Genomic DNA, 18,563 nt, shown 5'->3' with positions numbered 1-18,563 from the left:
GGGCCCGTCACCTGAGCGAGGAGCCAACCGTTGTAGGGGCGTGAACCCCTACGCCGTGACGCACCCCTTCCCGGCTCGCCAGGAGCCGACGAGCGTGCCACTCCTGTGCTCCGGATACCGACTCCGGACGACGCTCCTGCACCGGCTGGGCACCGACCAGTGGGACGCCCGGGTACCGGCCGGCGAACTCGTCGGTCTCGCCGAAGCGCTCGACTCGGCAGGGCGGCTGGGCGCCAGGCGCGAGTTCCTCGCGGGTTCGGCCCAGAACCGGGAAATGGAGAAGGTCCTGCACGAACGGCCGGAGGCCTTCGGTGTCACGGGCCGGCTGGTCCTCGGCGCCGACAACGTCTTCTGGGCTCCGGACGGGACCCGGAGCAGCGGCACCCTCGATCTTCTCGGGCCGGAGTGCATCGACGGGTACCAGCGGATGGCTCTGGTCTCCCGTCTCGCCGCGGAGCTGCCCGTGGAGCACCTGGACCGGGCGGTGCTGGACGTCCGGATCGTCACCGGGTCGGCCCGTGAACTCGCCCGGGCCGAATACGACCGCGCGCACCTCTACTGCAACCCGACCGAACCGCAGGACCTCCTCGTCCGCCACCCCGTCATGCTCCGGCTCGTCCGGCAGTTCAGTGACGACCAGTGCAATTTCAGGCTCCGCCGTGGCGACCCGCGCGGCCCGCGCCGGGAGGGGTACTCCATCGGCGAGGCGACGACGGCACTCGCGCTGTTCTCCCACGAAGCCGGACCCGACCTCGCCCATCGCACGCTTGAGGACGAGGGACGGCAGGAGATCTGGAGGAACCCCTCCAGCCACGCGTTCCGCACGCTGTTCAACGACCGAACCGAAGCAACCGGCGTGCGCATCGCCATCACGTTCCGACGGTCGATCCTCGGTGTCCTGGAGCAGATGCTCCGGGCCCGGTCGGCCCATCACTGGCATCTGCTGGAGGACGCCCCCGACCTGACGGTCTGGGCGGTCGCCCGCCAGCTGCCGTTCGACCAGTTGCACTGCGACCAGCGCGACCCTGCGGCACCGGCGTGGGAGGAGATCCTCGACACCGAGGTGCCCGCGCTGACGCGGCGAACCGCCGAGCGGCTCGTCCGGGCGTACGAGAAGCTACGGTCGAACGGCGTCCACAAGAGAGCCGAGGTGCGCGAACTCCCCTACTGGCACAAGCTGCTCAAAGCCGCGGGCATGAGCCGCCCGGCGCGAAGGCTCCCCGCCGGCTCCGGGCACCCCTGATCTCCGGAGTGGGCAGGCGCTCCCATGCACTCTGGAGACGAGACAGGCGATCCGGACGGTAGGCCCTGACGCGGCCACCGGGTGGAACGCCCGAACGTGATCGGCCCGGTGCGAGTCAAGGTGCACGCCGCCTCGGCCCGCACCTGGCCTTCGTGTCGACAGCTCCAACGCGTCTGCGGCCACGCGACGCTGATTGTCCCCACACGAACGAACTGGACCGCTGACGGGCAGTCGACAAACGGCCGGTACACATCCGACAAGACACGCATTCAGAACATCCTAATTTCCTTCAAATCGCCCTAAAGATTGCTTAACTCTCGTACCGGTCCGGCATCCGTCGGCCGACCCAGGCGTGCGCGCACGTGGCTGTCGTCGTCACCTGTGACTGTGGATCACCACTCGTGGCCATCGCCGCGCTCGTGCCCGTCTCCACGAGAACGGACGAGGTGATCCGAGGTGGGTTCACAAAGGTGGCGGTCACAGGCCGCGCGTTCCGCATACGGAGGTGGGGGGCGCGGACTCCTGATATCCCGCCCCGGATTGACCGGCTGGCTGTCCTTCTCCGTCGCACTGGCGCTGATCCTGACGATGCTCAGCCTCACGACCACGTCATGGGCGAAGCCGGTGCACCAGATCACCGGCCGCTGGGTCGACGGCACACCGGCCGAGCTGGCCAGTGGCGAGGTGGTGACGGCGGAGTGGCGGGTGAACGTCAACGACGACGCCGCCGCGCCGTCCAATGACCCGGTGGACAACATCACCTTCGAAGTGACCCTGCAACACGGCACGTTCGCCGCGATACCCGACGTGTGCCTGGTGAACGGGGTGACTCCCGCATCGTCGTTGTCCGCCGACAAGGCCACCCTGACCTGCAACGTCGGCACGCAGCAGCAGGGCACCGCCACCGTGGTCCAGACCGCTGTGGTGGCTGACGGCGCGACCGGTGACAAGGTCTCCGCCACCGGCACCATCGCCGGGCAGACCGCAGCCGTCCCGGAGATCCCGATCAGGAACGTCTTCGGGATGGACATGGTCTGGAACTCTCCGGCCAGCACGTTCCAGGACGGTGGCAGCTACTTCGACCTCGACTTCGAGTGGACGCTGAACCTGAACAAGGGCAGCGAGGCCGGTCCGAACTCGGTCAGCTACGTCCTGAAGGTCGCACCGTCCGCCGGTACCGTCCAGGTCGGCCCGAGCGCCTGTGCCCCGTTCAGCGAGGGCTGGGCCGCCGAGCACCCGTGGTCCGGCGGTTTGCACCCCGCCGCGTACACCGCCCCGTTCGTGGGCTCCTGCACGCTGACGCCGACCGGCAACGCCAACGAGTTCAGACTGACCCTGACCGGGATCGACTACTCACAGGCACAGGTGCCCACGAAGGACTCGCTGGGCCAGGCGCTGCCGACCGACCAGGTGGCGGTGGCCGGCGGATCGGTGTGGTTCCGGATCACCACCCCGACCAATCAGTCGCTCTCCGTCCAGCTCTCGGCCTCCGCCCCGACCTACACCTCGGTCAACGGCCAGACGGCCCAGGACGTCCCGTCGAACAACACCTCCAGCAAGGTCGTCGAGGCCGGTGGCTTCAACCAGGCCTGGGGCCTGCGAACGAGCGGCTCCTGGCACGACGACAACTACCGGGTGTCGCCCGGCAGCAAGGTTCAGGGCATCGTCTCCAGCCAGGCCGCCACGCAAGCCATGCCCGGCGGCACCAAGCTCGGCCTGTGCGACGTGATCGACACCAGGTACGTCACGTTCGAGGGTGTCTCGTGGAGCAGCACGCTGCTCTCGAAGCTTCCGTTCGAGTACTACGTCGGCAGCTCGCCCAGCCTGGACCCGAACTCCGGAAGCTACAACCCTGACGCGTTCAGCTGCGGGACGGGCGGCGACGACCGCGGTGCTCCGGGCTGGGTGACCACCGCGCCGGCCGACCTGACCACCGTGAAGGCGGTGCGCGCCAACTTCCTGCGGTCCGAGCTCGACCCGGCCCTCTCGGCCACCTGGGGCACCGCCCTCCTCCTGGACCTGCGGATCAAGGACGGCGTCCCCGCCGGGACCGACGTCTGGACCTGGGGCCAGTACCGCCAGGGCGGTGCCTGGTTCCCCAACACGTGGGCCCTGATCAACACGCCCGACGCCCGCTACCCCAGCACCACCGGCAGCCGCGACATCCTGCGGATCGTCGCGGTGACCCCGTCGATCACCAAGTCGAGTGACCGCGTGGTCGTCAAGCCGGGCGAGCCGGCGACGTTCACGCTCGTCTACGCCGCCAACGGCGGCAACAGCGTTCCGCCGACCGTGAGCGGCTACAAGATCGTGGACACGCTTCCCGCCGGGATGACGTACGTCGCCGGCTCGGCCGCCCCCGAGCCGGCCGTCACCACGTCCGGTGGGCAGCAGACACTGACCTGGACCCTGGACGGCGTCACCACCAACACGGAGCACGCCCTGACCTACCAGGCGGTGGTGGCGGCCGGGGCGACGCCCGGCAAGTCGCTGAAGAACACCGCGGTGGCCTCGTACGGTGGCCTGAACTCGGCCGTCGCCGACGCCTCGGTGACGCTCTCGACGGCCGGTCTGACGACGATCGGGAAGAGCGCGGACGCGGCGTTCATCCCGAACGTGAAGGGCGACGGGAAGGGTTCGGGTTCGTGGACGGTGACGCTGCGGTCGTACGACCCGGCGCCGCAGGCGTTCACGGACACCATCGACGTCCTGCCGTACCAGGGGGACGGGCGCGGGACGTCGTACGCGGGCTCGTACAAGCTGGAGTCGGTGACGCCGGTCGCGGGCGCGAAGGTCTACTACACCACCGCCGCACCCGGATCACTGTCCGACGACCCGGGCGATCCGGCGAACGGCAGGGCCGGTGACGTCACGGGCAACAGCGTGGGGTGGACGCAGACGTTCACCCCCGGCGCGACCGCCGTGCGCGTGATCGGGCCCGCGCTGGCCCCGGGCGCGCGCCAGCAGTTCAAGGTCGCCGTGGCCACGGACGGCGCGGTGGGCGGTGACAAGCTCGTCAACCGGGCCCAGGCACGCGACGGCCACACCGAACTGGTGATGCGCACCTCGGCGCCGATCACGGTGGCGAACTACTACTCGGCCTCCCTGAAGAAGTTCGTGCAGGGCACGGACGGGCAGTGGCACGACGCCAACGAGGCGGCGGACTACCCGGTCTTCCGGTACGGCGACACGGTGAAGTACCGGATCACGGTCACCAACACCGGCCAGGGCACGCTCACCAACGTCAAGGTCTCCGACGACAAGTTCCCGCAGGCGGGCGCCTTCACGGTCGCCTCCCTGGCCCCCGGGGCGAGCGAGTCGCACGAGTTCAGCACGGTGCTGGACACCTCGGTGTCGGGCACGTTCGTCAACACCGCCTCCGCGACGGCGGACACCCCGCCGGACTCGGGTGTGCCGCCGGTCATCCCGCCGGACCCGGCCGGGATCGAGGTGACCAACTACGCGGTCACCAAGGTCGCCGACCCGGCCTCCGGCCAGAGCGTCGCTCCCGGCGACAAGGTCACCTACACGGTGAAGGTGAAGCAGCAGGGCTCGGCTCCGGCGCAGGCCACGCTGTCGGACGACCTGGCGAAGGTCCTGGACGACGCCACCTACAACGGCGACGTCAGCGCCTCGACGGGCACGGCGACGGTGTCCGGCGGTGTGCTGACGTGGAACGGCACCGTCCCGGTCGGCGGCGAGGCGACGATCACCTACTCGGTGACCGTCAAGGCGGGCGGGGACGCCCAGCTCGTCAACGCCGTCCTGTCGCCCGGCTGCGCGGTGGCCGGTGACGGCAGCACCCCGGGCTGCACCACCCAGCACGACGTGGGCTGGTACACCTTCTCGAAGGTCGCCGACCCCAAGTCGGGTTCGACGGTGGGGATCGGTGACAAGGTGACCTACACCGTCACCGTCACCCAGCACGGCAAGGCCGCTATCACGGCCGCGACCGTCACCGACGACCTCGCGAAGGTGCTGGATGACGCCGCCTACAACGGTGACGTCAAGACGTCGTCCGGTACGGCCGAGGTCAAGGACGGCAAGCTCGTCTGGACCGGCGACCTCCCCGTCGGCGCGACCGCGACGATCACGTACTCCGTGACCGTGACCGGCGGCGGCGACACCAAGCTCGACAACACCGTCACCACCACCGACACCAAGCGCGGCACCTGCGACCAGACGATCGGCTGCAAGACCAACCACGTCTACGGCAGCTACACCTTCTCCAAGGTCGCCGACCCCAAGTCGGGTTCGACGGTGCAGGTCGGTGACAAGGTGACCTACACCGTCACCGTGACCCAGAAGGGCGCCGGCGAGGTCAAGGCCGCCACGATCACCGACGACCTCTCCAAGGTCCTCGACGACGCCACCTACAACAGCGACATCAAGGCCACCACCGGCACGGCCTCGGTCAAGGACGGCAAGCTCACCTGGACCGGCGACCTCCCCGTCGGCGGGACGGTGACGATCACCTACTCCGTGACCGTCACCGGCAACGGCGACACCAAGCTCCACAACATCGTCAGCACCACCGACACCAAGCGCGGCACCTGCGACCAGGCGGTCGGCTGCGAGACGGACCACGTCTACGGCTCGTACGTCTTCAGCAAGACCGCGGACCCGCAGTCCGGTTCCTCGGTGAAGGCGGGTGACAAGGTCACCTACACCGTCACTGTCGTCCAGAAGGGCGCCGGCGAGGTCAAGGCCGCGACCGTGACCGACGACCTCTCCAAGGTCCTCGACGACGCCACCTACAACAGCGACGTCAAGGCGTCGTCCGGTACGGCGGAGGTCAAGGACGGCAAGCTCGCCTGGACCGGCGACCTGCCCGTCGGCGCGACCGCGACGATCACGTACTCCGTGACCGTCACCGGCCTCGGCGACGCCCAGCTGCACAACGTCGTCACCACCACCGACGACAAGCGCGGCCACTGCGACACCGAGAAGGGCTGCGAGACCGACCACCTCTACGGCTCGTACACCTTCAACAAGTCCTCCGACCCCGCCTCCGGCTCCACCGTCCAGGTCGGCGACAAGGTCACCTACACCGTCACCGTCACCCAGCACGGCAAGGCCACGATCACGGCCGCGACCGTCACCGACGACCTGTCCAAGGTCCTCGACGACGCCACCTACAACTACGACGTCAAGGCCTCGACGGGTACCGCCGAGTTCAAGGACGGCAAGCTCACCTGGACCGGCGACCTGACCGTCGGTGCCACCGCCACCATCACCTACTCCGTGACCGTCACCGGCGGCGGCGACACCAAGCTCCACAACGTCGTCACCACCACCGACAGCAAGCGCGGCAGCTGCGAGGAGGCCGTGGGCTGCAAGACCAACCACGTCTACGGCGGCTACGTCTTCGCCAAGTCGTCCGACCCGAAGCCGGGTTCGACCGTCCAGTTCGGCGACAAGATCACCTACACCGTTACCGTCACCCAGAAGGGCAACGGCCACGTCGAGGGCGCCACGATCACCGACGACCTGTCCAAGGTCCTCGACGACGCCGTCTACAACGGTGACGCCAAGGCCTCCACGGGCGAGGTCTCGGTGACCGACGGCACCCTCGTCTGGAAGGGTGACCTCCCGATCGACGGCAAGGCCACGATCACCTACTCCATCGCCGTGCACACCAACGGCGACGGCCGGCTGCACAACGTCGTCACCACCACCGACGGCAAGCGCGGCAGCTGCGAGACGGAGAAGGGCTGCGAGACCGACCACACGGTGCCGACGGGGAACACTCCCCCGCCGTCCACCGGCAACCCGGCTCCCGGTAGCCCCGCCCCCGCCCCGCAGCCCTCCGGCGTCCTCGCCCGCACCGGCACCACCGTGCTCACCGCGGCCGCCATCGGCGGCACGCTGCTGATCCTCGGCGGACTCGCCCTCGCCCTCAGCAGGCGCCGGGGCCGCAACGGCTGAGGCCCCTGACCGACCGACCCCACCACCAACCGGCGCCCGCCGCACTCCACGGAACCCACCCGCGGAGCCCGGCGGGCGCCGCATTGTTCACCCACCTCGATGGCCGGCTCCACTCAGGCACGCACCGACCGGACCAACCGAGAGTCGACGGAACGTGGTCTCAGTCCTGGTCTCCTTCACCCCCGTCCAGACCGGTTCAACCGCCGTCCGACCGTTCGCTGAGGTGGCCGCGCGCCAGGGCCTCGCCGTTCCGAACAGCACGGTGAATGCCGGCTTCAGTCCGAAAGCGCTGCACCGTGAACCCGACCATCGGTACGGTAGCGGTCCGTAGTGACTTCAACACGGTACCGGGGGCCGGCGTGGGGGGCAGCGGCATCACGTTCGGCAAGTTCATCGCGCTCCGTCGTGCCGAGATGGAGTGGACCCAGCTCCGCCTCGCCGCCGAACTCAACCGCAGCGAGGTCTGGATGTCGCTGGTCGAACGGGACTTGCAGCAGGTGAAGGACCTGACGCTACTCCGGCGCCTCGCGGAGGTACTGGGCTGCGAGCTCGGCGAGCTGATGGCCTTGCGGCAGCCGGCCTCCGACCGACCGAGGTACCGCCCCCGCAAGTCCAGCTCCGCTACGCTGACGAGCACTTCCGCTGCCGAGGAGGACGATGTGCGACGCCGCCCGTTCCTGACCCTGGCGGCCGCCGCCCTGTTCACCCCGGTCGTCGGTCAGCAGGCCGCACGCGCTGAGACAGCCTCGCCGCTGGCCGACCTGGAGGACCTGCTGCTCTACGGGGCAGGGCGGATTCCGACGCCCCACAGGGAGCCGACTCACGCATCCGTCGCAGCAGCGCTTCTGATGTCGCGCCAGGAGTTCAAGGCAGCCAGGTACGACGCGCTCGCCAAAGCCCTGCCCAGTCGGATCGTCGCCGCCCAGACAGTCGGAAGCGCCGAGGAGCGGGCCCTGAACGTCGCCCAGCTCTACAACCTCGCGGTCCGGCTGTGCATCAAGCTCGGTGACAACAACCTGGTGGCCATCACCGCCGACCGCGCGCTCACCGCAGCCCGGGACGGCGGCGACCCGCTGGTGGTCGCCGAGGCACAGCGAATGGTGTCCAGCGCCTGGCGCCGTCAGGGCAGCCTGGCCCGAGCAACCGACATCGTGGTCGTCGCCGCCGAGGACCTCCTCGTCGACACCACGGTGCCCGAGTCCGCCCGACTGGCCGCCCGTGGTGATCTGTACGCCACTGCGGCCTACACCGCCGCGAAGACCGGAAACCGCGCCTACGCGCACTCGCTGATCCGGGAGGCCGCCGACAGCGCCGCAGCCGCCAGCCGGGCCTCCGGCCTGATGGACGGCGTCCAGGGCGTCGCCCTGCACGAGTTGTCGGTGCACTACGAGCTCGGCGACGCCGGCCGAGCGATCGAACTGGCCTCCACGATCGACCCCAGCACCCTGCCGACCGCCGAACGTCAAGCGCGCTTCTTCACCGACGTGGCCCGCGCGTTCGACCAGTGGGGCAAGCCCGAACAGTGCTACCGGGCTCTGTTGGCCGCCGAGGAGGCGGCCCCGCAGGAAGTCCGCCGGGGTGCCGTCCGCGACCTCGCCAGCACCCTGCTGCGGCACGACCGCAAGCTGCCCGGAGTCCGGGACTTCGCCGCCCGCGCGGGCGTGCAGATCATCTGACCCGTAGCCGGACTACGGGCCGTAGTCCGGCTACGGATCCGGCCTTTCGCCCGGCAGTTCACTGGGGAGCGTCCACCCCTCCCCCGCTGCCGAAGGCCCTCCTATGCCAACGCCCAGCACCTCCCCGCCGCCCGCCAGCCGGCGCCACGCCGCCCCGGCGGACCGCGACCGGCTCGGCCCCTTCCTCACCGCCTCCTGGGCCGCCCTGCACCTGCCCGTGCTCGCCCTCCTCGGCCTGGCTGTTCACAACCACCCGGCCGAGGCCGGCCCCCAGAGCGCGGCGACCGCACCCGATGCGCCTGCCTCCTGAAGCCCCCAGGGGCCGTCGCGACGACCCCGCTCTCCTTCTTCCACTCGCTCGCCCGAGAGGAGACCCAGCCATGCACCGGCTGACCGACGCGCCCGCGCTGCACACCGAGTTGGAGCGCATCGACTACCGCACCACCCCCGCGTACTACTTCGACATCGAGCACGTCACCGACCCGGTCGTGCTGGAGCTGCTGAACTGCTGCCCCACCGTGTTCGGCCTCAAGAAGGCCATCACCAACCTGCTGGCCGGCAACCTGGACATCCCGCTGCCGGACGCGACCGGGACCATCGAGCCCGGCGCCACCGTTCGGGGCCACGTGATCGTGGCGCCCGGAGCCGTCATCGCCGAAGGCGCGTACGTCACCGGCCCGGTGCTGGTCTGTCCCGGCGCGGTGATCGAGGCCGGCGCCCGGGTGCGCGACAACACCGTCGTCGGCCCCGGCTGCCAGATCGGCTTCGGCGCCGAGGTCACCCGCTCCCTGCTGACCGGTGGCGTCTTCATGAAGCACACCAGTTTCGTCGGGGACTCCGTGCTCGGCCTCGGCGTCAACATCGGCGCGTTCGTGTCCACCACCGGCCTGCGGGTCACCTCCGGGCCGGTCACCGAACCGGCCACCGAAGAGGTCTGCGCCCACCTCGACGGCCGGCGCATCGCCACCGGCCAGACGAAGTTCGGCGCGGTGATCGGCGACGGCGTGATCGTTCCCGCCGGCACCGTGCTCCAGCCCGCCACCCTGATCGGCGCGCACACCTTGCTCTACCCGAAGACCCAGGTCGGGGGCTTCTTCCCGGCCGGAAGCCAGGGAAGGTGACCATGCCCACCACCGACACCACCACGACGACCGACCAGCGGGCCGTACGGATCACCGGAGGCCGCCGCCTGGCCGGCACCGCCACCGTCCAGGGCAGCAAGAACATCGCCCTGCACCTGTACGCCGCCGCGATCCTCGCCGACGACCCGCTCACCCTGGCCGGTGCGCCCGAGATCCTGGACACCCTGGCCGTCGCCGACATCCTGCACCGTACCGGTACCCGCGCCACCGTGACCGGAGACGAGTTCGCCACCCGACCGGCCGACTCCTACTTCCCCGTCATCCCGGACGACCTCGGACGGCGCATCCGCACCACCGCAGTGATGGGCGGAGCTCTGCTGGCCCGCGCCGGCAAGGTCGCCTTCCCCACCCCCGGCGGGGACGCCTTCTGCGCCCGCTACATCGACCGGCACCTGGCTGCGATGGAAGCCGCCGGGGCCGAGGTCAAGGTGAACCGGGGCCGGGTGCGGGCCCGCTTCACCGGTAAGCGGCTGCCGTTCATCACCGACGCCGAGACCCGCTCCTGGGGGCCGAGCCTGGGCGCGACGGTCACCGCGATGCTGCTGGCCGCCCGCACCCCGGGCACCTCCTCGATCCTCAACCCCAGTGTGGAGCCCGAGGTCACCCACACCGCCGCCCTGCTGTCGCAGGCCGGCGTCGGCATCGAGTGGCGGGGCAGGAAGGCGCTGAACGTCACCGGCACCGACCGCATCCGGGGCGGGGTGTTCACCGTGCCGCCGGACCGGCTGGAGGCCGCCACCCTCGCGCTGGCCGCCGCCATCACCGGCGGCACCGTCCACCTGGACGTCTTTCCGCCGGCCGCGTTCCCGGACGGGCTGGTGTCGGTGTTCGCCGACGCCGGAATCCAGCTGGACCCGCTGGACGGCGGCACGGCCGTCAGCACCCCGGCCGGGCCTCGGCCGGTGCAGATGGCCACCGGCTCGCACCCGGGGTTCCCGACCGATGTACAGCCGCAGCTGACCGCCTTCCTCACCCAGGCCGAGGGCACCTCCCGCATCGACGAGCGGATCTACACCCAGCGCGACACCCACCTGCCGGCCTTGGCCGCGTTCGGCGCCGCCGTCAACGCGACCGGCCCGGTGATCACCGTCCGGGGCCGGTCCGCCCTCACCGGTGCCGACGTGGCCGGGGAGGACATTCGGGCGGTGACCGCTCTCGTGATCGCCGCGCTGGCCGCCGAGGGCACCTCTACGATCCGAGGGATGTACCACCTGCGGCGCGGATACGGCAGCCTGCTGCCCAAGTTGGCCGCGCTCGGTGCCGACCTGACGATCGACCAGGAGTAGCCGTGACCCTCACCGTGCCGTGGAAGCCGAACGCGCTCGCCGACCTGCGCGAGTGCCTGGACCTGATGACCGCTGACGGCACCGTGCCCGGCGGAGTCATCGCCCACGGCACCTTCGACACCGAGCCCGGCTACCTGGCCTACGGCGTCGTCGCCCCCGAGTGCGGCGACGCCCGGCCGGGGCCGGACACCGTGTACGACGTGGCGTCGCTGACGAAGGTCCTGGCCACCTGGCCGCTGGTCGGCGCCTCCCTCCTGGACGGCTTCACCCTGGACACCCCGATCCGCGAACTGCTGCCCGGCATCCCGGCCGACGCCCCCGGCGGCCGGGTCACACCCCGGCAGATCCTCGCCCACACCTCCGGCCTGCGCGCCGACACCCGCCTCGACCAGTACCGCAACCGCGCCGAACCGCTGGCCCAACTGATCTGCGGAGAGGCCCTGATCACCGATCCCGGAGCCGGACACCGCTACATCAACCGCGGATTCATCCTCCTCGGCCTGGCCCTGGCCCACCACCGCTACCAGCGCCTGGACGAGCTGGCGGCCGACCTCTGGCAGCACCTCGGCATGACCAGCACGACGTACGGACCGGTGCCCCGCTCCAATCAGGTCGCCCCGACCGAACAGCGCCTGCCCGGCGGGCCCCGGCTGTGGGGCATGCCGCACGACGACAACGCCGCCCTGCTCGGCGGAGTCGCCGGCCACGCCGGGGTGTTCACCACCCCGGCCGACCTCGCTACCTTCGCCACCCACCTGCTGACCCCGCACGCCGCCGGCGCTCCCCTGGGCCGCTGGCTCACCCACAGCATGCAGCCGCAGGCCGCGATCGAGCCGGGCCTCGACCGGGGCCTGGCCTGGATCCTCGCCGACGAAGGCAGGGTCGCCTACCACCACGGCTTCACCGGCACGAGCCTCTACCTCGCCCCGCACACCGGCCGCTACCTGGCCATCTGCACCAACGCCGTCTACCACCACCAGGACAACCGCACCCGCCTCGCCCCGCTGCGGACCCTCGCCCTGAAGGTGATCACCGACGAACCCTAGGAGGGCCACCCGTGCCCAGCACCACGCTCGCGTCCCTCACCACCCTGCGGCTCGGCGGCCCGGCCAGCGACGTCCTGCAGGTCGCCGACTCCGACGACTGGTTCGAACTGGTCCGTACGATCGGCGACCGGCAGGAGGACGCGCCCCTCACCCTCGGTCACGGCAGCAACGTCATCGCCTCCGACACCGGCCACGAGGGCACCGTCGCCGTGATGAACACCCGGGGCATCACCGTGAAGCGGGTGGACGACGACACGGTGGCCGCGACCATCCAGGCCGGCCACCCGCTCGCCGACCTCGTCCAGTGGGCCGCAGCCGAACACCTCGCCGGAATCGAGTGCCTGGCCGGAATACCCGGCACTGTCGGCGCCGCCCCCGTCCAGAACGCCGGAGCCTACGGCCAGCAGGTCTCCGACACCCTCGACCACCTCACCGCCTGGGACTGGGACATGGGCCGCCTGCGGACCCTGCCCGCCCAGGCATGCCGCCTCCGCCACCGCGACAGCCGCTTCAAGAACGACCCCGGCCGCTGGACCATCCTCACCGCGACGTTCCACCTCACCCGCTCACCGGCTGCCCCGATCAGTTACCAGCCGCTCGCCGACGAACTCGGCGTCCACGTCGGCGCCCGACCGCCCGTGGCCGAGCTGGCCACCGCCGTCCTCGCCAACCGTCACCACCGCGGACTCCTCCTCGACCCACACGGTGCCGATGCCCGCCAGGCCGGATCGGTCTTCCTCAACCCACCCGTCACCGCCACCCAGGCCGCCCGCTGGTCGGCTGCCGGCTGCCCGGTCCACACCGACAGCGACGGGCAGCTGCGGGCCAGCGCCGGCTGGCTGCTGGAGCACACCGGCTACCGGCCCGGCTACAAGATCGCAGACGGCATCCGCTGCTCGGAACGCCGCACCCTCACCCTCACCGCCCACGACGGAGCGACCGCAACGGGCTTCGCCCAGGCCCTAACCGAACTCTCGGCCCAGGTCGAGATCGCGACCGGCATCGCGCTGCAGCCCGAGCCGGTGCTGGTCGGCGCCTGGGTATAAGGAGCCACCTCATTCGACCTTGCCTCCGCCGCGCCTGGCCTCCGGCTCGTACGTCAGGAGGCCAGGGCGCCCGAAGCGTGGGACGGCCTCTCCAGGGACGGCATCGCATCGGGATTCGTGCGCCTCGGACGTGTGCAACCATCGCAGCCGCCACCACTCCAACCGGTCTGCCGATTCCTGTGGAAACACCGCGTGAAGAGCCCCCAACGAGGCGGCCACGGCCTCACCTGCGACTATCGCCCACCACGGCGCCCCAGCCAGCGCGGCTACGCTCGCCGTCCCGATAGTCCCCACCCCAATCGCGGTGCGGACCAGGGGCTGCTTGGACGGCTGGTGTCGCGGCATAGAGTTTCCCTCCGGGGATTCGCAGGCGATCTGCCGTTTCGATCCTTGCGAATGGAAGCGTGTTGCGGCACACGCACACCGTTGCGGGCTTCATGCAACGGTGCGACTTGACGAGGAGTGAGGGAGTAGATGGCGAACCAAGACGGGGCGGAGATCGACCTCTCCGAGGGTGAGTGGCTGCCGCAGCCGCGCGGCGCGCGCACAATGATCTTTCAGAAGGACGTTGACCCCGCCAGTGTCAGCCCAGAGAGCTACGCACTCGCGATCGAGCTCCGCGCTCTCGCGCAGAGAGTCGGTACCTCCCTCAGCGCCTACGCGAGACGCGTCAACTGGGACCGCTCCACGATCTCGCGATACCTCAGCGGTGTCCTGGTCCCACCAGCCGACTTCGTCGAGAGACTGATCCTTGACGGTGATCGTCATCTCGGCGTTGAGCTGACAGTTGACGCTCGCACTTTGGTCCACCGGCTGCAACGCGAGGCCCTACGCGCTGCAAGTCCCACAAGCGCCGATATCCAGGACCTCCGAGACGAGCTCGCTGAGGCAGAGCAGCACAGCGGACTACTCCAGCAGGAGACACGCCTCCTTCGCGACATGCTCAAGGCCGCGCACTCACAGCTCGACGAGCAAGAGGTCCAAATCCGGGCTGTCGAACGGTCAGCGGCAGCCGACCGCCTTACCCAGCGAGCCGAACTCGCGCTCTGGTCAACCAACTATGAGGGCTTGCGCTCCGAGCGCGACCGCCTCCAGAGCTTGCTCGACAAGCTGACACACGAACTCCTTGAGGCCGAGCGCCGTGCGGCGACCGCCGAGGAACGATGCGCCGCATTGGAGCGCCAACTGGAGGCTGCCGAGGAAGCAGAGGATGAAGAGTGGGAGGAGCAGGAACGTAAGACGCAGGGCACGGTACCTACCTCGGGTTCGTCGAACTCACCCACCTTCTCCGCCCCCTACAAGGCCAACGAGGATACCGACCTCCAGGCGGTGGTCCTCGAGCTCGAGCGCCAAGACCCCGTCGGCCAGCGGATGGCTTCCATCTTGGTAGAAGCCATGGACAGAGTGATCGATGGGCCCCGCACTGGCCGCTTCCACCTCGGCCAGATCTCCGCCCTGGAGCGATCCTCTCTTCACGCCATCACCGCCAACCTGATTCAGCACGAATTCGGCTTCCCAGACGGCCACCCCACCGACTTCCTCGTCGCAGGCATCCAAGTCCGCTACCGCTTCAGCACGCTCCAGGGGTGGGGTATCCCGGCGAGCGCACTGAACCAGGTCTGCCTCCTGGTCGAAGTGGGCGAAGAAGGTCGCCACTGGAACATGGGGATAGTGCGGGCGACTCCTGAACACCTGGGCTCGTACGGCAATCGCGATGGCAAGCGCCATCTAAGTGCCACAGGAGTGTCGGCTGTTCGCTGGCTGCACCGCGAGGCCAAGCTGCCGATCAGCGTAATGGCTGACCTGCCAACTGCCGCCCTGGAGAACATTACTTCCCATAAGAATGGCCAAGTCCGGGTAGAGAGGCTATTCCGCTCAGTTCAGGGACGCCCGATCGACCGACAAACCATTCTTACTCTTGCCCGGTCTGCTATTCATGGCGAGCGCCGAGCCCGTGAGAGCCGCGATCGACTCGTCTCTGAGGGAATCCTGGTTCTAACCCGCCTCAATGATCAGATAATCAGTGATCTCCAGCTCCCAACCCTCGACTCCTCTCAGTGGCTATCCACCCGTATCGTCCGAATGCAGCCTCACCACGGCTCCACACCGTCGACGCTGCTGGCGGGGGAGCGCTGGTGTGTCGCCCGCCAGCAGGACCCCGTTGAGGAGCTACCAATCCGCCACTACTGAACCAGCGCACTCGGCTGTGGTCTCAATTTTGGTCTCATTCACCCTCGTCCAGCCAGGTTCAGCCGTCGCCCAGCCGTGCGCTTCGCCGCAGGTCAGGACGCGGGTGAACCCCGGCGGACGGTGCTGAGGAGAATTGGAAACCGTGTTGGGGGCAACCCCTCACGAGTTCGAATCTCGTATCCTCCGCCGGCAGAAGGCCCGGACCGTTCCGACGGTCCGGGCCTTCGTCGTTCACAGTCTCAACGCCCCGGCTCGGGAGCCTTCGGGCTTCCGCCGTCCGCTCCCTTGGCCACCTGCCAGCTGAGTCCGCCCACGCGCTTGGCCACGTCCTTGTGGATGCGGCCCGCCGCGTGCTGGTAGCGCGCGGCCGTCGCCGTGGACGACCAGCCCGTGATCTGCATCACCATCCGCCCGAACGGTCCCGAACGCGCGGGAGCCGATCGCCAGTGCGGCGGGGCCGATGCCGGAGGAGGTCCGGGAGGTTCTGGTTGAACCCCCTCCTCCCCTCCGGGAACGGCGGCGATGCCGTGGGCGCCGCCTTCGTAGACCTTCCGGAGAACCCCCACCGCTGAACCGACGTCCGCCGCCACCCGGCAGGCCGTCCCCGACCTGAGGCCTACCCGTCCAGGGGGAGACGTCACGCCAGGGATCGGTCGCGGACGGCACCTGCGGCGGAGGACTGGTCCCGGAGCGAGCTGACAGGGTGTCACCAAGGGGGCGGAGGCCGGCAGGGCGCCGCCCGTTCGGAAGGGGCGGGGCACATGACGGGGAACAACGGCACTCTGTCGGAGTACGGCACACCAGGAACGCGACCGCGCCGCCAGCGGCTCCGGTTGGCCGTGACGGCGCTGGTCGGCGCCGGCCTGCTGGCCACCGCGGCCCCGGCCGCGTCGGCCGCGTCGGCGCAGGGTGCCCCGGCCGACGGCGGCCCGAGCCCGACGGCCGGGAGCAGCGCCGCCCGGGTGGACCGGGACACCCTGAACGCCGCAGTGGCCGCCATGGTGAAGCAGGGCGGCGCCTCGGCCGCTCTGGGCGCCGTCCAGGAGGGCTCCCGTCCGGTGTGGAGGGGCGCGGCCGGCACCTCCGAGGTCGCCACCGGCGCGCCGGTCGACGAGAACGGCCGGTTCCGCATCGGCAGCGTCACCAAGGCCTTCGTCTCCACGGTGGTCCTCCAACTCGCCGGTGAGCACCGGCTGGGCCTGGACGATCCGATCGAGCGCCTCCTGCCCGGTGAGGTGCCGAACGGCGCCGCCATCACCGTGCGCCAACTGCTCAACCACACCAGCGGCCTGCCCAACCACACCGGCGCCCCGGTGTTCGACTTCAGCAAGCCCGACTGGGCCGAGAGCGGCCGGTGGAAGAACTACCGGGCCCAGGACCTGGTCGACATCGCCAACACCTTCCCGCCGTCCTCGGCTCCCGGCACAGCGTGGAACTACTCCAACACCAACTACGTCCTGGCCGGGATGATCATCGAGAAGGTGACCGGGCACCCCTGGAACGAGGAGGTGGAGCGCCGGATCATCCGCCCGCTGCGCCTGACCCACACCTCCATGCCCGTCAGCTCGCCGTTCATACCCGGCCCGCACGCCCACGGATACCTCCAGTTGCCCACCGGGCCGGTCGACGTCACCCTGGAGAACCCCTCCTGGGCCGGCCCGGCCGGAAGCGGCATCTCCACCACCGCCGACCTCAACCGCTTCATCGCCGGCCTGCTCGGAGGCAAGCTGCTCCGCCCCGCCGAACTCGCCGAGATGCAGCGCACCACCGGCCTGGGCGACGGCAAGGACTACGGTCTGGGCCTCATGCGGTACGACACGCCGTGCGGGCTGTACTGGGGCCTCACCGGTGGCATCCCCGGCTACAGCACCGGCATGTTCGGCTCGGCGGACGGACGGCGCCAGTTCGCCGTGTCCGTGAACTTCTACGACGTCTCCGACCGGGAGGCCGTCGGGAAGGCGTGGCAGGGCCTCGTCGACGCCGGAACCTGCGCCGGCCTGGGGTGAGCGACCGGCGGCGTCCCCCGTTCAGGGCTTGACGGCGCCGGGTGTGCCGTCCGGCGAGGGCTGCCGACCGATCTCCGCTCCCGGGAAGTGGCGTGCGGAGCGCCGAGACAAGTGGTCGCTGTGGAAAGTGTGTTTGAGGCGACCCTCACGAGTTCGAATCCCGTATCCTCCGCCGCTGCCCGCCAGGGCAACCGGGTGCCCGGACCGCCCAGTGGTCCGGGCACTCGTCGCCACCGCTCCGTTGACACGTCATCCTTGTGCTCCCGGCTGGTTCCGGCGGGCCATGGATGTCCTTCGGTGTAGTGAGGTGCCCCATCAGTACGAAGAGCGGATCGCCGCTGGCCACATGGTTGCGTGGCCTGGACGCGGCTGGGCTGGAACGCGTCCTGGCGGCGCGCCCGGACGCCGTGTCGGCTCCGGAGCCGCGGTCGGTCGGTGAACTGGCGGACAGGCTCCAGCGTCCGGCGTCGGTGGCGTTGGTCCTGCCCCGGCTCGCGCTGCCGTGTCTTCAGGTGGCGGAGGCCATCGCGGCGCTGACCACCGGGTCACGGGAGGATCTGGAACGTCTCCTGGACGCGACCCACGGTGACCGCGCCCACGGGCTGGACGCCGCCCTGGAGGCGCTGGCCGATCGTGCTCTGGTGTGGCCGGCCGACAATGGGCTGCTGCTGATGGCGGCGCCGCTGCGAAACGCGTGGAGCTCGCCCCTGGGGCTCGACGCACCGCTCGTACGACTGCTCGCAGGCTCGAACTCCGACGAGTTGGGCCGCATGTTGGCGAAACTCGATGTCAAACCTGCCGCCAGCAGGAAGGAGAGCCGGCTGGCGGCGCTGGTCGACCATCACAGCGATCCGGCTCGGGTCGCCGCGCTGGTGGCCAAGGCCCCCGCAGGCACCCGGAAGCTCCTAGGAGCTGTTCAAGGTTTGGATCATGTGGCTGGAGTCAGGGACTTCAGCCACATGATCGATCCGCGGAGGTGCAGGCCTGCCGTGTAGCTTTC

The 18,563-nt window shown here is 70.0% G+C and carries 12 protein-coding genes; 11 read left to right on the top strand and 1 reads right to left on the bottom strand.

Annotated features, from left to right (window positions below):
• Nucleotides 1-94 precede the first annotated feature (94 nt).
• From ACFVVU_RS10650 to ACFVVU_RS10610, 9 genes are all read left to right on the top strand, one after another.
• On the top strand, nucleotides 95-1,243 hold the full coding sequence (locus ACFVVU_RS10650) for a hypothetical protein (RefSeq protein ID WP_387789235.1): 1,149 nt from the start codon (nucleotides 95-97) through the stop codon (nucleotides 1,241-1,243).
• 540 nt (nucleotides 1,244-1,783) lie between these two features.
• Nucleotides 1,784-7,171 carry a hypothetical protein gene (locus tag ACFVVU_RS10645; protein WP_387789233.1) on the top strand — a complete coding sequence of 1,796 codons (5,388 nt, stop codon included), beginning with the start codon at nucleotides 1,784-1,786 and terminating at the stop codon, nucleotides 7,169-7,171.
• A 359-nt stretch (nucleotides 7,172-7,530) separates the two neighbouring features.
• Nucleotides 7,531-8,847 (top strand): helix-turn-helix domain-containing protein, encoded by a 1,317-nt coding sequence (locus tag ACFVVU_RS10640; RefSeq protein ID WP_387789231.1) that lies wholly within the window; start codon nucleotides 7,531-7,533, stop codon nucleotides 8,845-8,847.
• A 103-nt stretch (nucleotides 8,848-8,950) separates the two neighbouring features.
• On the top strand, nucleotides 8,951-9,157 hold the full coding sequence (locus ACFVVU_RS10635; protein WP_387789230.1) for a hypothetical protein: 207 nt from the start codon (nucleotides 8,951-8,953) through the stop codon (nucleotides 9,155-9,157).
• Nucleotides 9,158-9,227: 70 nt separating this feature from the next.
• Nucleotides 9,228-9,968, top strand: a complete 741-nt coding sequence (locus ACFVVU_RS10630; RefSeq protein WP_387789228.1) for a hypothetical protein — start codon at nucleotides 9,228-9,230, stop codon at nucleotides 9,966-9,968.
• 2 nt (nucleotides 9,969-9,970) lie between these two features.
• The gene (locus ACFVVU_RS10625; protein ID WP_387789226.1) at nucleotides 9,971-11,275 is read left to right on the top strand and encodes a UDP-N-acetylglucosamine 1-carboxyvinyltransferase; all 1,305 of its coding nucleotides are present in this window, start codon (nucleotides 9,971-9,973) and stop codon (nucleotides 11,273-11,275) included.
• A gap of 2 nt (nucleotides 11,276-11,277) precedes the next feature.
• On the top strand, nucleotides 11,278-12,321 hold the full coding sequence (locus ACFVVU_RS10620) for a serine hydrolase domain-containing protein (RefSeq protein WP_387789225.1): 1,044 nt from the start codon (nucleotides 11,278-11,280) through the stop codon (nucleotides 12,319-12,321).
• Nucleotides 12,322-12,332: 11 nt separating this feature from the next.
• Nucleotides 12,333-13,367 carry a UDP-N-acetylmuramate dehydrogenase gene (locus ACFVVU_RS10615; protein ID WP_387789223.1) on the top strand — a complete coding sequence of 345 codons (1,035 nt, stop codon included), beginning with the start codon at nucleotides 12,333-12,335 and terminating at the stop codon, nucleotides 13,365-13,367.
• Nucleotides 13,368-13,841: 474 nt separating this feature from the next.
• The gene (locus ACFVVU_RS10610) at nucleotides 13,842-15,557 is read left to right on the top strand and encodes a NaeI family type II restriction endonuclease (RefSeq protein WP_387789221.1); all 1,716 of its coding nucleotides are present in this window, start codon (nucleotides 13,842-13,844) and stop codon (nucleotides 15,555-15,557) included.
• A 239-nt stretch (nucleotides 15,558-15,796) separates the two neighbouring features.
• Here the strand turns inward: ACFVVU_RS10610 and ACFVVU_RS10605 are convergent, their stop codons facing one another.
• Complete coding sequence (locus ACFVVU_RS10605; RefSeq protein WP_387789219.1) at nucleotides 15,797-15,964, bottom strand: hypothetical protein; 168 nt, start codon at nucleotides 15,962-15,964, stop codon at nucleotides 15,797-15,799.
• A 354-nt stretch (nucleotides 15,965-16,318) separates the two neighbouring features.
• On the opposite strand from ACFVVU_RS10605, the gene ACFVVU_RS10600 reads away from it, so the two are divergent.
• Together ACFVVU_RS10600 and ACFVVU_RS10595 are read left to right on the top strand one after the other, a co-directional pair.
• Nucleotides 16,319-17,563: a serine hydrolase domain-containing protein gene (locus ACFVVU_RS10600; protein WP_387789217.1), complete on the top strand. Its 1,245-nt coding sequence runs from the start codon at nucleotides 16,319-16,321 to the stop codon at nucleotides 17,561-17,563.
• Nucleotides 17,564-18,033: 470 nt separating this feature from the next.
• Nucleotides 18,034-18,558: a hypothetical protein gene (locus ACFVVU_RS10595; protein WP_387789216.1), complete on the top strand. Its 525-nt coding sequence runs from the start codon at nucleotides 18,034-18,036 to the stop codon at nucleotides 18,556-18,558.
• The last annotated feature ends 5 nt before the right edge of the window (nucleotides 18,559-18,563 follow it).

Source organism: Kitasatospora sp. NPDC057965 (assembly GCF_042887135.1).
In the GTDB taxonomy this organism is placed as follows: domain Bacteria; phylum Actinomycetota; class Actinomycetes; order Streptomycetales; family Streptomycetaceae; genus Kitasatospora.
This window is presented reverse-complemented; position numbering and strand designations above follow the sequence as displayed.